The organism is Kitasatospora sp. NPDC034023 (assembly GCF_055575795.1).
On sequence record NZ_JBVIRY010000001.1, the window covers coordinates 126,603 to 141,543 of the forward strand.

Annotated in this window: 15 protein-coding genes; 6 read left to right on the plus strand and 9 right to left on the minus strand. The window is 73.8% G+C overall.

Annotation, left to right across the window (positions count from 1 at the left end):
- Nucleotides 1-485 precede the first annotated feature (485 nt).
- Together ACZ52R_RS00580 and ACZ52R_RS00585 are read left to right on the plus strand one after the other, a co-directional pair.
- Entirely contained in the window at nt 486-716 is a 231-nt protein-coding gene (locus tag ACZ52R_RS00580; RefSeq protein ID WP_465752337.1) for a helix-turn-helix domain-containing protein, read from the plus strand.
- A 365-nt stretch (nt 717-1,081) separates the two neighbouring features.
- A complete protein-coding gene (locus ACZ52R_RS00585) occupies nt 1,082-2,320 on the plus strand; it encodes a tyrosine-type recombinase/integrase (RefSeq protein ID WP_465752339.1) in 1,239 nt (412 codons plus the stop codon).
- A gap of 81 nt (nt 2,321-2,401) precedes the next feature.
- Here the strand turns inward: ACZ52R_RS00585 and ACZ52R_RS00590 are convergent, their stop codons facing one another.
- Entirely contained in the window at nt 2,402-3,160 is a 759-nt protein-coding gene (locus ACZ52R_RS00590; RefSeq protein WP_360495893.1) for a phosphoglyceromutase, read from the minus strand.
- A gap of 152 nt (nt 3,161-3,312) precedes the next feature.
- Here ACZ52R_RS00590 and ACZ52R_RS00595 point away from each other — a divergent pair, with 152 nt between their 5' ends.
- The gene (locus tag ACZ52R_RS00595) at nt 3,313-4,596 is read left to right on the plus strand and encodes an MDR family MFS transporter (protein WP_360495896.1); all 1,284 of its coding nucleotides are present in this window, start codon (nt 3,313-3,315) and stop codon (nt 4,594-4,596) included.
- A gap of 64 nt (nt 4,597-4,660) precedes the next feature.
- On the opposite strand, the gene ACZ52R_RS00600 is transcribed toward ACZ52R_RS00595, so the two are convergent.
- Together ACZ52R_RS00600 and mshA are read right to left on the minus strand one after the other, a co-directional pair.
- Nucleotides 4,661-5,215: a type III secretion system chaperone family protein gene (locus ACZ52R_RS00600; protein ID WP_465752341.1), complete on the minus strand. Its 555-nt coding sequence runs from the start codon at nt 5,213-5,215 to the stop codon at nt 4,661-4,663.
- A 126-nt stretch (nt 5,216-5,341) separates the two neighbouring features.
- Nucleotides 5,342-6,715 (minus strand): D-inositol-3-phosphate glycosyltransferase, encoded by a 1,374-nt coding sequence (mshA, locus tag ACZ52R_RS00605; protein ID WP_465625327.1) that lies wholly within the window; start codon nt 6,713-6,715, stop codon nt 5,342-5,344.
- Between the two features lie 257 nt (nt 6,716-6,972).
- Between mshA and ACZ52R_RS00610 the strand changes: the two genes are divergently transcribed.
- A complete protein-coding gene (locus tag ACZ52R_RS00610) occupies nt 6,973-7,806 on the plus strand; it encodes a methyltransferase domain-containing protein (protein ID WP_465625325.1) in 834 nt (277 codons plus the stop codon).
- A 258-nt stretch (nt 7,807-8,064) separates the two neighbouring features.
- On the opposite strand, the gene ACZ52R_RS00615 is transcribed toward ACZ52R_RS00610, so the two are convergent.
- Entirely contained in the window at nt 8,065-8,625 is a 561-nt protein-coding gene (locus tag ACZ52R_RS00615) for an O-acetyl-ADP-ribose deacetylase (protein WP_465664061.1), read from the minus strand.
- A 239-nt stretch (nt 8,626-8,864) separates the two neighbouring features.
- Between ACZ52R_RS00615 and ACZ52R_RS00620 the strand changes: the two genes are divergently transcribed.
- Nucleotides 8,865-10,394 carry a PP2C family protein-serine/threonine phosphatase gene (locus tag ACZ52R_RS00620; RefSeq protein ID WP_465625323.1) on the plus strand — a complete coding sequence of 510 codons (1,530 nt, stop codon included), beginning with the start codon at nt 8,865-8,867 and terminating at the stop codon, nt 10,392-10,394.
- A gap of 138 nt (nt 10,395-10,532) precedes the next feature.
- On the opposite strand, the gene ACZ52R_RS00625 is transcribed toward ACZ52R_RS00620, so the two are convergent.
- From ACZ52R_RS00625 to ACZ52R_RS00635, 3 genes are all read right to left on the minus strand, one after another.
- Complete coding sequence (locus ACZ52R_RS00625; RefSeq protein ID WP_360495912.1) at nt 10,533-10,874, minus strand: DUF2516 family protein; 342 nt, start codon at nt 10,872-10,874, stop codon at nt 10,533-10,535.
- Between the two features lie 131 nt (nt 10,875-11,005).
- Nucleotides 11,006-11,530, minus strand: coding sequence for a hypothetical protein (locus ACZ52R_RS00630; RefSeq protein WP_465625321.1), 525 nt, complete (start codon nt 11,528-11,530; stop codon nt 11,006-11,008).
- 2 nt (nt 11,531-11,532) lie between these two features.
- The gene (locus tag ACZ52R_RS00635; RefSeq protein WP_465625319.1) at nt 11,533-11,940 is read right to left on the minus strand and encodes a helix-turn-helix domain-containing protein; all 408 of its coding nucleotides are present in this window, start codon (nt 11,938-11,940) and stop codon (nt 11,533-11,535) included.
- 227 nt (nt 11,941-12,167) lie between these two features.
- On the opposite strand from ACZ52R_RS00635, the gene ACZ52R_RS00640 reads away from it, so the two are divergent.
- Nucleotides 12,168-12,770 carry a hypothetical protein gene (locus tag ACZ52R_RS00640; RefSeq protein ID WP_465625317.1) on the plus strand — a complete coding sequence of 201 codons (603 nt, stop codon included), beginning with the start codon at nt 12,168-12,170 and terminating at the stop codon, nt 12,768-12,770.
- A gap of 162 nt (nt 12,771-12,932) precedes the next feature.
- On the opposite strand, the gene ACZ52R_RS00645 is transcribed toward ACZ52R_RS00640, so the two are convergent.
- Together ACZ52R_RS00645 and ACZ52R_RS00650 are read right to left on the minus strand one after the other, a co-directional pair.
- On the minus strand, nt 12,933-13,736 hold the full coding sequence (locus ACZ52R_RS00645) for an alpha/beta fold hydrolase (RefSeq protein ID WP_465625315.1): 804 nt from the start codon (nt 13,734-13,736) through the stop codon (nt 12,933-12,935).
- 46 nt (nt 13,737-13,782) lie between these two features.
- Nucleotides 13,783-14,910, minus strand: a complete 1,128-nt coding sequence (locus ACZ52R_RS00650) for a DNA polymerase III subunit beta family protein (protein WP_465625313.1) — start codon at nt 14,908-14,910, stop codon at nt 13,783-13,785.
- Between the last annotated feature and the right edge of the window lie 31 nt (nt 14,911-14,941).

A 14,941-nucleotide genomic window follows, 5' to 3' on the forward strand; every position in this document is an offset into this window, starting at 1 on the left:
CGCCCCGGCCAGCCGAACCCCGCACACCGGCCGCTACCCGGCCCGGCACCCCGCGCCTGCTCGCTAGGTCCCGACGACGGACCCGCGACCGGCCCCGTGACTGCTTGCAATCTCCCCCCACCCACCCCCCACCCGGGAAAGGCCCTCGCCCGCCCGCTCAGGGGACCGGGGGGACGTTCTCCGGCCGGGTGGGAGGTGGGTGGGAGATCACCCTCCGTCACAAGAGGGCCGGATCCTGACCGTCAGGCCCCGGGTGTCAGAAACCGTCTGACACCGCTGACACCCAAATCCCTAGACCAACGCGCACGCGCGCGCGAGAAACCTCCGCCTGACACCCCCTCTGACGGCCCTGACACCCCCGCCAGGCACCCGCCCTGACGGGCCTGACACCCCGCCCAACGGCAGATCTGACGGCCCTGACACCCGCCCTGACACCCCTGACGCCATCACCCACCGCAGCCAACCCGACCCCCCAGGAGAACACCTTGGCCAACCGCCGTACCCCGGCCGACACCGGGCCCACCGTGGTCGCCCTGCCCACCCGCTTCCTCACCCCCGAGGACATCGCCGCGATGTTCGGCGTCCCGCTGGAGACCGTCTACCAGTGGCGCCGCAAGCGCACCGGCCCGCCCGCCTTCCGCGTCGGCCGGCACCTCCGCTACCACCCCGACGCCGTCGCCCAATGGGTCACCGACCAGACCCGGCAGGCCGCCTGACCCACAACCGAGCGCGGGTCCTCCCCGGGGGCTGTCTGGCACCCGGGGAGGGGCCCACCCGGAGGGTCTTCCCGCGCCCGTACTGGAGTGCTCGAAGCCCACCCCCACGGCCGCCAGTACGACCGCCCCGCCGTGGCCCCGAACACCCTCCCCAAGACCGTCGACAGCACCGCCCGGCGAGGCCGTCCCGGAGGCCAACCGGCGCTCCTCCCCCAACCCCACTCAGCACCCCCTCTCGGACGGCGGTAGGGCGGTAGGAACCGCAGGTCAGAGCAGCCCTGCCTCTCGCCCTACCGGCCCCCTACCTACCGCCCTACCGGCTCACCCCGCACCCCTCTGCCACCACCACTTCAAGGAGCGGCCCCATGGCCGGACACATCCAAGACCGCTGGTACAAGACCGAGCCCGGCCCCGACGGCAAGCCGCGGCGCGTCCGCACCGACCGCTACGGCACCGGCAAGCGCTACCGGGCCCGGTACGTCGCCCCGGACGGCACCGAGAAGAGCAAGAGCTTCCCCGACCGCCAGAAGCGGCAGGCGGAGGAGTGGCTGGCCCGGATCGAGGCCGACATGTCGCGCGGGCAGTACCTCGACCCGACGACGGCGAAGACCACGTTCCAGGAGTTCGCCGAGCACTGGTTGAGGAGCCAGACCAGCGACCCCAACACGCAGGCGTCGATGCAGTCGCAGCTGCGGCGGCACGCCTTCCCGCGGATCGGGGCCCGGCCGCTCAGCTCGTTCCAGCCCAGCCACATCCGAGAGTTCGTGGCCGAGCTGGAGACCTGCGGCATGTCGGGGTCGTACGCACGGGTCATCTTCTCCAACGTGCGGGCCGTGTTGAGCGCCGCCGTGGACGACGGCATCCTGCTCCGGAACCCGTGCTCCGCGCAGACCGTACGTCCGCCCGTCATCGGCGCCCGGCGGGTCGTCCCCTGGGAGCCGGAGCGGGTCTTCGCCGTCCGGGACGCCATGACCGAGAGGTACCGGGCCACGGTGGACGTGGGCGCCGGCTGCGGGCTACGGCAGGGCGAGATCCTGGGCCTGGCCGTGGACGCGCTGGACTTCGACGCCGGCACGATGCACGTCACCCAGCAGCTCAAGCTGAGCCGGAGCAAGCCGGTGTTCGCGCCCCCGAAGGCCGGGAAGCTCCGCAGCGTGCCGCTCCCCCGACCGGTGGCCGACGCGCTCAAGGCCCACATGGAGCGGTTCCCGCCGGTCGAGATCACGCTGCCCTGGATGAAGGTGGACGGACCACCGGTCACGAAGCGACTGATCTTCACCTCCACGTCCGGCTGGATCGTCTGGCGCGGCATGCTCAACGAGGACTACTGGAAGCCCGCGCTGGCCGCTGCCGGGGTGATCCCGCCCCGGGCCAGGGGCGAGTCCTACGCGTCCGCCAGGGAGCACGGCATGCACGCGCTCCGGCACTTCTTCGCGTCGGTGCTGCTGGACGCCGGGGAGAGCATCAAGGCCGTCAGCGAGTACCTGGGCCACACTGACCCGGCTCTGGCGCTGCGGATCTATGCCCACCTGATGCGGGACAGCCGAGACCGGGCCAAGAAGGCGATCGAAGGGGTCTTCGCACCCCAAGATCACGAAGGCTGACGGCCCACAGACGGCCCGGGAACGATGACGGCCCCTCACCAGCGCCAAACGCGCAGGTGGGGGGCCGTTTCGGCAAGTGGCTTACTTCTTGCCCTGGTTCTTGACCGCCTCGATGGCCGCGGCGGCGGCGTCCGGGTCGAGGTAGCGGCCGCCCTTGGCGACGGGCTTGAAGTCGGCGTCCAGCTCGTACACCAGCGGGATGCCGGTGGGGATGTTCAGGCCGGCGATGGCCTCGTCGGAGATGCCGTCGAGGTGCTTGACCAGCGCGCGCAGGCTGTTGCCGTGGGCGGTGACCAGGACGGTCCGGCCGGAGGCGAGGTCCGGGACGATGGCGTCGTACCAGTACGGGAGCATCCGGTCGACGACGTCCTTCAGGCACTCGGTGCGCGGACGCAGCTCGCTCGGGATCTCGGCGTAGCGGGCGTCACCGGCCTGCGAGTACTCGGAGTCGTCGGCCAGCACCGGCGGCGGGGTGTCGTACGAGCGGCGCCACAGCTGGAACTGCTCGTCGCCGAACTCGGCCAGGGTCTGGGCCTTGTCCTTGCCCTGCAGCGCGCCGTAGTGGCGCTCGTTCAGGCGCCAGCTGCGGTTGACCGGGATCCAGTGGCGGTCGGCCTTGTCCAGGGCGATCTGCGAGGTACGGATGGCGCGACGCAGGAGTGAGGTGTGCACCACATCGGGGAGCAGGCCCTCGGCGGCCAGGAGCTCGCCACCGCGAGCGGCCTCCTTCTCGCCCTTCTCGTTGAGGTCGACGTCGACCCAACCGGTGAACAGGTTCTTCTGGTTCCACTGGCTCTCGCCGTGGCGGAGCAGGATGAGTCGGTACGTCGTGTCAGCCATGGGCCCCAGCTTAGTGGAGGGCCCGAAAACCCCTGGTGTGGACCTTCGACCGCTGTGTAACGTGTGCCGCGCATATCTGCCACTTACATGCGTCGGCTGATTCGGGGCCTGCCCGCGCCGCTCAGCGGACGCCTGCCCTCGGGAGCCCCCACATGCTCGACGCCGCCCGGTTCCGAAGAATGGTGAGCGAGACGGCGGGCGGCCTGCCACGCCAGTTCTGGTGGCTCTGGGTCTCGACGCTGGTCAACCGGCTCGGCGCCTTCGTGGTCACCTTCCTGGCGCTCTACCTCACCAGCAGCCGGGGGTACTCGGCCTCCTACGCGGGCCTGGTCGCCTCCCTGTTCGGCCTCGGCTCGGCGGCCTCCGCGATCGTCGCCGGGGTGCTCACCGACCGGATCGGGCGCCGCCCGACCCTGCTCGCCGCCCAGCTCGGCACCGCGCTGTTCACCGCAGTACTCGGCTTCACGGACGGCCGGGTGGCGATCGCGGTGGTCGCCTTCCTGGTGGGCTTCTGCAACAACGCCACCCGGCCGGCCATCTCGGCGATCATCGCGGACATCGTCCCGGCCGCCGACCGGGTCCGCGCCTACTCGCTGAACTTCTGGGCGATCAACCTCGGCTTCGGCCTCTCCTCGGCGGTCGCCGGCCTGATCGCCACCCACGGCTACCTCACGCTCTTCCTGCTGGACGCGCTGTCCACGGTGCTCTGCGCCGTGGTGATCTTCGTCAGGATCCCGGAGACGAAGCCCGACGAACCGGCGGCGAAGGCCGACGGGCCCGCGGTCGGCCTCGGCACGGTGTTCCGCGACCGCCGCTTCATGGCCGTGGTCGGGCTCACCCTGCTGCTCGCCCTGGTGCTCCAGCAGGGGTCGACCACCCTCGCCGTGGACATGGGCCGGTGGGGGATCACCTCCACCGAGTACGGCCTGGTCATCGGCCTGAACGGGCTGCTGATCGTGGTGCTGCAGATCCCGCTCACCCGGTGGGTCGAGAACCGCAGCCGGTCGGCCATGCTGGTCGCGGCCGCGCTGTTCATCGGCTGGGGATTCGGGCTGACGGCCCTGGCCGGGTCGTCCGCCTGGCTCTACGCCCTCACCGTGGCGGTTTGGACGGTCGGGGAGATCCTCTACACGCCGACCCTGATGGGCCTGGTCGCCGAGCTGTCGCCGACTCATGCCCGCGGGCGCTACCAGGGCGTCTACTCACTCTCCTGGTCGCTCGCCTCGTTCGTCGGCCCCGCCGTCGGCGGCGTGCTCCTGGAGCGGGCCGGCAGCGGGACGCTGTGGGGCGCGTGCGGAATCTGCGGCACGGTCGCCGCGGTCGGGTACGCGCTGCTGGGCAAGCGGACCGGCGCCGCGAAGGGCACCGGACCCGCCGGGACCGTCGTGGTGTCGGCGCCCACGGCGGAGCCCGAGAAGGCTCCGGCGGGCGCCTGAGCGTCCGCGACCGGTCCGCCGTCAGTCGGCGGGCCGGTCGCCGTCAGCCGTCAGCCGTCAGCCGTCAGCCGGCGGCCGGAGCGTCGTCCGGGGCTGCGGCCTCGTCCGGGGCCTTGGCCGGGGCGGCCAGATGGGCGAAGGCGGCCAGGTTGCGGGTGGACTCCCCGCGCTTGGTCCGCCACTCCCACTCGCGCCGGATCGCCGAGGCGAAGCCCAGCTCCAGCAGGGTGTTGAACGGCTCGTCCGCGTTCTCCAGCACCGTCCCGAGCAGCCGGTCCACGACCGCCGGGGTGAGCGCCTCCAGCGGCAGCCGGCCGGCCAGGTAGACGTCGCCGAGCGCGTCGATCGCGTACGCCACGCCGTACAGCTTGGTGTTGCGCTCCAGCAGGCGGCGGTAGACGGCCTCGTGGTTCTCGTCGGGGCGGCGGATCACGAAGGCGTTCACCGAGAGGGTGTGGTCGCCGACCCGCAGGGCGCAGGGGGTGCTCAGCTTCCGGGTGCCCGGGAGGGTCGCCACCAGCGTGTACGGGTCGGTGGCGGCCGGCTCCCAGGCCACCCCGGCGTCGTCCAGGGCGGTGCGCAGGAGGGTCAGGGCCTCGTCCTTGGTGCGGATTGCCATGGAGGCGACGTTACTCGGCGGTACCGGCCCGGCGCAGCCTCAGGTCGCTCGGTACGCGGCCTCAGGCCCGCCGTACGCGGCCCTCAGGTCAGTCGGCACGCGACCTCAGGCCCGCCGTACGCGGCCTCAGGTCAGCCGGCGCCGGGCGGCGGCCAGCCGACCGGCCGGGCGGGCCAGGCTGCCGGCGTACACCTCGGCGGTGGTCGCCGCGGCGGTGTCCCAGCCGAAAGCGGCCGCGTGCCGGGCCGCCGCCGCACCGCGCCGGGCCACCAGCGCCGGGTCGGTGACGTACGGCTCCAGCGCGTGCGACCAGTCCAGCGGGTCGTGGCCGCGCACCAGGCTGCCGGTCTCGCCGTCCCGCACCGCTACCGGCAAGCCGCCGACCGCGGCCGCCACGACCGGGGTGCCGCAGGCCTGCGCCTCCAGCGCGACCAGGCCGAAGGACTCGCTGTACGAGGGCATCACCAGGGCCGTCGCCGCGCGGTACCACTCGGCGAGCCGCTCCTGGCCGACCGGCGGGTGGAAGCGCACCACGTCGGAGATGCCGAGCTGGGCGGCGAGCTTGTGCAGGCTCTCCGGCCGGGCCAGCCCGGTGCCGGACGGGCCGCCGACGATCGGCACCACCAGGCGCTCGCGCAGCTCGGGGCGGCGGGCCAGCAGCGCGGCGACCGCCCGCAGCAGCACGTCCGGGGCCTTGAGCGGCTGGATCCGGCCGGCGAAGAGCAGCACGGCGGCGTCCTGCGGCAGGCCCAGGCGGGCCCGGGCGGCGGCCGTTGCCCGCGCTCCGTCGGGGCGGAAGACGTCCAGGTTGACCCCGGGGTGGACGACGGCCAGCTGGTCCGGCCGGGCGGCGTAGTGCAGAGCCAGCTCGGCGGCCTCCTCGGTGGTGTTGGCGATCAGCCGGTCGGCCGCCTCCACCACCTGGGTCTCGCCGATCACCCGGGCCGCGGGCTCGGGCGTGTCGCCCTCGGCCAGCGCGGCGTTCTTGACCTTCGCCATCGTGTGCATGGTGTGCACCAGCGGCACCCCCCAGCGCTGCGCGGCCAGCCAGCCGACCTGCCCGGAGAGCCAGTAGTGCGAGTGCACCAGGTCGTAGTGGCCGGGGCGGTGGCCCGCCTCCGTCCGCAGCACCCCGTGGGTGAAGGCACACAGCTGGGCCGGCAGGTCCTCCTTGACCAGGCCCTCGTACGGGCCAGCGGTGACGTGGCGGACCAGCACCCCCGGGGCCAGCTCGACCGTCGGGGCGTCGTCCGAACAGATCGCCCGGGTGAACACCTCGACCTCGATGTTGAGGTCGGCCAGGCGCTTCGCCAGCTCGACGATGTAGACGTTCATCCCGCCGGCGTCCCCGGTGCCGGGCTGGTGCAACGGCGAGGTGTGGACGCTCAGCATCGCTATCCGGCGCGGGCGGCGGCGGCCCGGGACGAGCGACTGGAGCCGGCCTCGCGCGGGCACGGCCGACTGGGCACGGCGTACCGACCGGGCGGGGTGCTGGATCACCTGGCTGAAGCCTCCTCTGTGCGGCCCGTCTAGGCGGTCCGCGCCGGGCCGCCCGTTGTCCGGTGTGCGCTGCCCGTGGTTGGCACACATCACCGCCAGTGTGCCAACCACGCGGGCGGCGTTCGGCATTCCCGGCCCGGCCCACGAACATCGCCGGCTCGGCGCACGGGCCTCGCCTGTCCGGCGCACGGGTCGGGCGGGCCGGCATCGTCCCAGGTCAGCACGGTGCCGCCGGCGCCCCGACTACCCTTCTGGGCATGGCTGCCTCCTTCGACCCCGCGACCGCCGCGCCCTCCCGTGGGCGGACCGGACGCCCGGTGGGGACCGTCACCCGGGGCACCACCAACACCAACCGGCTGCGCCGGATGGACCGCTGGATCGCCCACACCCTCGGCCGCGCGCTGCGCGCCGCCGAGCTCCCCCCGGTGGCGGTGGACCTCGGCTACGGCGCCGCGCCGTGGACGGCCGTCGAGCTCGCCGCGCGGCTGCGCGCGGTGCGGCCGGACGTCCGCGTGGTCGGGATCGAGATCGAACCGGAGCGGGTCGCGGCCGCGCTGCCGTACGCCGATCCGCCACGGCTCACCTTCCGGCGCGGCGGCTTCGAAGTACCGCTGGACGGCGGCGCGCCGGCCCGGCTGATCCGGGCGGCCAACGTGCTGCGGCAGTACGACGAGGCGGCGGTGGCCGGGGTCTGGGAGCGGCTGTGCGCGCGGCTCGCCCCGGACGGACTGCTGGTCGAGGGCACCTGCGACGAGATCGGGCGACGGCACGTCTGGGTCGCGCTCGGCCCGGAGGGGCCCCGGACGGTGACCTTCGCGGCCCGGCTGGGCGGCCTGGAACAGCCCTCCGACCTCGCCGAACGGCTGCCGAAGGCGCTGATCCACCACAACGTGCCGGGGCGGCCGGTGCACGCCTTCCTGGCCGACTTCGACCGGGCTTGGGCGGCGGCCGCGCCGTACGGGGCGTTCGGGGCGCGGCAGCGCTGGGTCGCGGCCTGCACGGCGCTGGCGGGCAGCTGGCCGCTGGTGGACGCGCGCGGGCGGTGGCGGCAGGGCGAGGTCACGGTGCCCTGGTCGGCGCTCGCGCCGTAGCCGGCGGGAACGGCCCTAGCCGCCCGCCCCGAGCCGCCGTGCGGGCGGTACCGGCGGCACGAGCGGGACGGGCGGGACGGGCGGGACGGGCGGTTCGGGCGGGAGCTGGTGAGCGACCCGACGCATTCACTCGAACGAGTTATCGAATATCTCTGGCGTGTTGACGCCCCGTCACGCGACGATGGACGCGACCGAGCGGCGACACCACACGCCGCTCGGTGCGCACCACGCCCAGCCCCGCCGTCAGCCGTTGTGTCGTCAGTCGTCCCGCCCGAGCAGCGCCTGTCGGGCCCGTTCGAACACCCCGTACATCTCCGACCCGAACAGCACGAACCGCACCTCCGCCAGCTCCGCGCCCGCCTCCGGGTCACCGCCGTCCAGCACCTCGGCGACGGTGCCCAGCGCGATCCGGGCCGCGTCCGCCGGCGGCCAGCCGTAGATCCCGGCCGACACGGCCGGGAAGGCCACCGTGCGCGCGCCCAGCTCCGCCGCGACGCGCAGCGACTCGCGATAGCAGGAGGCCAGCAGCTCCGCCCGCTCCTCGTACTCCTCCGCCCGATACACCGGCCCGACGGTGTGCACCACCCACCGGGCCGGCAGCCGTCCGGCCGTCGTCGCCACCGCGCGCCCGGTGGGCAGCCCCTTGCCCCAGTGCGAGGCGCGCAGCCGACGGCACTCCTCAAGGACCTGCGGTCCGCCCTTGCGGTGGATCGCACCGTCGACTCCGCCGCCGCCCAGGAGGGACGAGTTCGCGGCGTTCACCACCGCGTCCACCTGCTGTTCCGTGATGTCACCCTCGACCAGGGTGATACGTGCCACCACCGTTTGCCCCCTTCTCCGCCCCGCACGGCAACCGCCGCGCCGGGCATCCCAGCCGTCATCCGAGTCCGATCACCACACCCCCACCGGCGTGGCAATAACCACAACGGCGCCGGTCGGCCAAAGAAATCCCCGGAGATCACGTTATGGTCGCGAGAAGTTCCCCGACGCACGGTGCCAGGCGGGCACTGCGGACGGACGTCGACCGTTACGCAGTCGGGGAAAGGGAGGAACCACCGATGCCCGCAACGGGAGACGGGCGGGCACCGGGTGCCGCGGACCTGCCGGGCGCCCACGGCGCCCCCGTCGGCCATGCCCGCAACCGCCTGGCCACGACCGGCCCGGCAACGGCGACTTCCCCGATACCCCACCCCCGCTCACAGGCGGCCCGGGCGGCGCACGCCGCCCACCCCTCCCACGTCGCCGAGGTGTCGCCGGGTGCAGGACCAGGCCCAGGACCGGGCCCAGGACCGGACAACGCCGCCGGCGCCGCGCCGCTCCGACTGCTGGTCATCGAGGACGACGCCTCGGACGCCCAGCTGATCAAGGCGGCGGTGGCCGACAGCGGCACCTCCATCGCGATCCAGTGGGCCCGCGGCCTCGACCAGGCCATCGCACTGCTGGCCTCCCCCGCGCACTCCGCCCGGCGCGGACGCTCCCGCGGCCCCGAGTTCGGCTGCGTGCTGCTCGACCTCGCCGCGCCCGCCGACCTCGCACACCCGTCCGACTCCTCCGACGGGCTGGAGGGCCTGCACGAACTGCTCCGCAGGGCCCCGCACATCCCCGTCGTGGTGCTCACCGACGCCGCCGGGGCCGAACTCGGCGCGGCCGCCGTCGCCGCCGGCGCCCAGGACTTCCTGATCAAGCACGAGACGGACGGCCCACTGCTGGCCCGCGCCCTGCGCTACGCCGTCGAACGCAAGCGCGCCGACGAGTCCCAGCGCCGTCTCGTCGAGGCCGAGCTGCGCGGCCAGGAGAACGCCCGCCTCCAGCGCCACCTGCTGCCCACCCCGCTGCTGGACGGCGCCGGGCTCTCCTTCACCCGCCGCTACCGCCCCGGCCGCCGCCGTGCCCTGCTCGGCGGCGACTTCTACGACGCCGTGCGCACCGACGACGGCACCGTCCACGTCGTGATCGGCGACGTCTGCGGCCACGGCCCGGACGAGGCTGCGCTCGGCGTCGCGCTCCGGATAGCGTGGCGCACCCTGGTCTTCGCGGGCCTCACCGGCGAGGCCCTGCTCACCACCCTCCAGCACGTGCTGGAGCACGAGCGGCGCAGCGACGAGATCTTCGCGACGCTCTGCATGCTCGTCATCGGCCCGGGTGGCACCGACAGCGACCTCGACTCGCTCGGCACCGGCGAGAAGGCCCGGCTCTACCTCGCCGGGCACCCGGCCCCGCTGCTCCTCGGCCGCGACCACGAGCCGGTCAGCCTGCCCGCCGACCTCGCCGGGCCCGCGCTCGGCCTGCTGCCGTGCCACGACGGGGAGGCCGCCTGGCCCGCCCACGAGGTCGAACTCCGGGCCGGCTGGCGGCTGTTGCTCTACACCGACGGCCTGATCGAGGGCCGGGTCGGGGCCGGGTCGCGCCGCCTGGGCCAGGACGGGCTCGCCGACCTGATCGGCGACCACCAGGCCGCCGGGCTGACCCGGGGGCGGCTCGTCGACAGCGCCATCGCCGAGGTCGAGGAGCTGAACGGCGGCGCGCTGACCGACGACGTCGCGGTACTGCTGCTGGAGCGCAACCCGGTGCAGCTGATCCTCGGCTGACAGCCGGGCAGGCTGACAGCCGGGCAGGCTGACAGCCGAGCGGGTTGGCGGCCGAGCGGATGTGTGGGTGTGCGGATGTGCGGCGGCCCGGGCGGGGTGAACTCCCCGCCCGGGCCGTCGCGTTGTCCGCTGTCGCGCCTACCAGGGCCCGTACGGGCCGGTGTTGCTTCGGCCGCCGCCTCCGGTCAGTGCCCGGATCGCGGGGCGGACGTCCACCACGTAGACGATCGAGGCGACCAGACCGGCCAGGGTGCCAATGCCGGTGAAGAAGTTCACCCCGAACAGGAAATCCCAGCCGAAGGAGATCGCGAGGATCGCGATCCAGAACCCCTTGGTCTTCTTGTCCGCCGCCCGGTAGGCGTCCTCCCTGCGGGTGGCCGCGTCGACCAGGGCGAACAACTTGTAGGCCAGGATGGCGATCGTCGCCCACCAGATCGGGTTCAGGTAGGAAAAGGCCAGAATCTGGAGCACTCCGACCATCGCGATCTCCTCTGTCTCTCGACTCCCGGCGTTTCGACCGCCGCCCATCCTGGCACGGCGACCGTCCGCACCGGTGCCAACGTTCCGTGGTCACCGGATGTGCCCTCCAGGAAGGGCCTCACTCCGCGTTGCTACTCCGCGTCGGCGGAGGCCGCCTTCCGAGCACGGGCGGACTTCTTCGGCGCCGGCTCGGCGGCACCGTCCTCCACCGGCTCGGCCTCGACCGGCTCGACGTCGACCGGCTGCTCGGCCAGCTCGGCGGTCCCGGCCGGCGCGCTCGGGCGGGCCTTCTCCACCACGACCTTGCCGCGCTCGGCCAGCTCGTCGTACGCCTCCTTGGCCTTCACCGCCAGCTCGACCGCACGGCCCACCTGCTGCAGCGCGAAGCCCTGGGCCCGCTCCTGCAGGACCTTGAGGTCGGTGGGCAGGGCGGTGACGGCCTCGCCGACCTTGGCCGGCGCCCCGACCAGCAGCGACTGCGCCTCCTGGAGCCTGGCGGTGGCCTTCTCCTGCGTGCCCTTGCGGTCCGCTGCCAGCGCCTCGACCTTGCCCGGCACCTCGCGCAGCTTCTCGTACGCGAGGTCCCCGGCGCCGGCCAGGGCGTACAGCGGGGTCGGGTCGCTGAGGGTCTTCTTGATCTCGTCCGTGATCGGCATGGTTACCGGTCCTCCCGGTGAGGGTTCTGGGTGGCTGAGTCGTCGGTCGTCGCACCGGGGGCCGGAGCGGCGTTCTCCTTGAGGAAGGCGTCGTAGACCGCGAGCAGCGCCTGCTTCTGCTGCTCGTTGATCAGCGGATCGGCCAGGATCGAGGCCCGAAGTTCCAGGCCCTCGCCCCGCCGCTCCTCCAGGATCCCGGCCTGGACGTACAGCGTCTCCGCCGAGATCCGCAGCGCCTTGGCGATCTGCTGCAGGATCTCCGCGCTCGGCTTGCGCAGCCCGCGCTCGATCTGGCTGAGGTACGGGTTGGACACGCCGGCGGCCTCCGCCAGCTGCCGCAGCGAGTACTGCGCGTTGCGGCGCTGCTCCCGGATGTACTCGCCGAGCGAGCCGACGTTGAGTGAGGCCATGCGGACAGCCTGCAGCACCCTGCTTGCAAATGCAAGCAGGGTGCTAGCGGGAGCAAAGATGTGCCCACCCGTGGGCCAAGCAGCGCGAACTCTGGCCCTCCACGGCGCTCAGCCACCCGGGCGCAGGGCGTACTCGATGCGGTCGGTGCCGTCGGGCAGCTGCGCTCGAGGCGAGGGTATCGGCGGACGTGGGGGGCCTGTCGGAGCGCAGTGGCACACTCCCCAGCATGCAGATGATCGAAGCAATCGAGACAGTTCTGAAGGCGAACCATGGCGGGTACCCGGGCGAGTTCACGCTGGCAGGGCGGCTGTTGAGCCGCGGGGGGATCGCCGTGTGCGGGCTCGACGGTGCCGAGTTCTACACGTTCCCCGTCCTCGCCGACGGGCTGCACGAGGTGTACCTGGCGTACGAGTGGGACGACGAGCAGGGAGCCACCGTCTCCGCAGTCGCGCTGGTCGCCGGCGGTACCACCCCGCAGGCGCTGGCGGGTGCGAGCTGGGAGGAGGCGTCGGACGACGTCAACATGCTGAGTGACGGCGCGTCGGCGATCTACTCCAGCACCCCGGGCAACCTGGCCATCGGCGGGGCCCTCGGCCGGACCGCCGGCTTCGCGCAGGCCGACAACCCCCAGGCCCATGCCGTGGCCGAGTTCCGGGCGCAGCAGGAGAGCGGCTCCCGGACCCCCGTGCTCGACGTCGTCGTCGACCCGGACTGCGGCGCGAACTCCCTGGTCTTCCCCACCAGTTGCTTCACCTCGAACAGCATCCTGGTCGGTCAGGACGAGAGCGGCGCGGGCGTCGGGATCTTCTGGTCCAACTTCGACGGGTGACGTTCGACCGGTGCCGGGGCTCCCCGTCCTGCGCCAGGAATTCGAACGCGCGGCACAGCCCTGAGAAGCCTGCGACACCGAGCCGGACCGACTGCGCAGCGACGTCCGGATGGACGACGTGGCGCTCCGGTCGGGTCCGCCCGCACTCGCGGGCGGGGCCGGTCAGGCCAGGTGGGCGAGCAGCAGCTCGGTGAGCCGTTCGGGGGTCCGCAGCGGGAGGTAGTGGTCGGCGTCCGGGACGAGGTGGCCCCGGGCGCCGGGGATGTCGGCGGCGAGCCGCCGGGCGATCGCCGCGATCTCGGGGTGGTCCCGGTCGCCGTGGACGACCAGGGTGGGGACGGCGACCTCACCGAGGCGGGGTTCGGCGGGCCGCCCGGGCGTGCCGGTGAGGTGGCGCTCGCTGACGATGCGGCGAGCCGCGTTCTCCTCGACCATCGCCGCGATCAGCTCGCCGCCGGGCGCCGTCCGGCCCAGGGCGGCCCAGACGGACAGCTCCAGCTCGGCCAGGGCCGCCGCGTCGCCCCGTCGGCGGGCCTCGGCGTAGGCGGTGGTCTCCGGGGAGGGCAGCCAGTCGTGGCCGCTGACCGAGGCGCCGACCAGGCCGAGCGCGGTCACCCGGTCCGGATGGGCGAGGGCGAAGTCCAGCGCGGTCTCCCCGCCCATGCTGAGGCCGACCAGCGCGGCGCTCGCCAGGTCGAAGTGGTCCAGCACGGCACGCAGGTCCTCGACGTCGTCGAACGGCTGCTCCGGCTCGGTGGACCGGCCCAGGCCCCGGGCGTCGTAACGGATCACGTCGTGGTGGCTGGAGAGCTCCGGGAGGACGGCGTCCCACAGCCGGGAATCCATGCCGGAGCCGTGCAGCAGCACCACCGGGCTGCCGGCGCCGCCGCGCTCCGCCCACAACCCGCCTCCGCCGGGGGCGGGGACGTGGACCTCGGACACAGGACGACCGGTGTGCTGGCTCATCCGGCGATCCTCCCAGAGCCCCCGCAGGCAGGGGCTCGAGGACGACCTACGGGAGGCGGATGGGCATCAGGACGGAGAAGGTGCCCGCCCGGCCGGGGGTGCGGATGGCCAGCGGGGCGATGGGGCCGCCGAGTTCGAGCAGGAGCTGTTCGGGCCGACCGGCGTCGAGGGCGTCGAGGAGGAAGTCCCGGTTGACGGCCAGTCGGACCTCCTCGGGGGCCGGGTCGGCGGCGACGGCCAGCCGGCCGTCCCCGGTCAGGGTGAGGACGGTGACCTCGCAGTCGGCGCCGTGCGGGCCGGAGGGCAGGGTGCGGGTGGCGCCGCTCTCGACGGCGGCGCGCAGTTCGGCGGCCGGGAGGGTGATCCGGTGCTCCGGTTCGAGCCTGGTCAGGACTCGGTGGTCGGGGTAGTCGAAGTCCAGGGCGGCGCCCTCGATCCGGTGCCCGCCCGCCTCGGCGCGGACCAGGCCGCCGCCGAGGGTAAGGGTGACCTCGTCGGTCCCCGGGCCGAGCAGGGCGCGCAGCGCGTCCACCAGCGGGGTCGGGACGATCGTGCCGACTACCGGCTGCTCGGGCAGGTCTCCGGAGGCGGGCACCTCGGCGAAGGCCATCCGGTAGCGGTCGGTGGCGACCAGGCGCAGCACCGGGCCGTCCGGCTCGAACAGCACCCCGGCGAGGGCGGGCAGCTCGGGGTCGCCGCAGACCGCGAAGCGGACCGCGTCCAGGGCGGCGGCCAGGCCGTCGGCCGGGATGGTGAGGCTCGGGACGGTAAGGCTCGGGGCAGCGAGGCGGCGGTCGGCGGGGTCGGCGGGGTCGGCGGTCATCGGTTGCTCCCTCTGGTCGATCATCGCGTGGATCAGGGAGAGCTCGCGGCGGGCGTCGGCGAGGCCGTCCTCCAGGCGCCGCAGGTGCGCGTCGAGCACCCGGCCGGCCTCGCCGCTGCCGGGCGCGGCGCCGAGCACGGCGCGGATGCCGGCCAGCGGCAGGCCGACCCGGCGCAACCGGGCCAGCAGCCGGGCGTCGGCGAGCTGGCCGGGGCGGTACCAGCGGTAGCCGGTGTGCGGGTCGACCCAGGCGGGGGTGAGCACCTCGGCGCCGTCGTAGTAGCGCAGGGTGCCGACGCCGAGGCCGCTGGCGCGGGCCAGCTCGCCGATGCTGTGCAGCTCGCTCTCCATGCCGTGACTGTGTGGGCTCGACCTGGTCGAG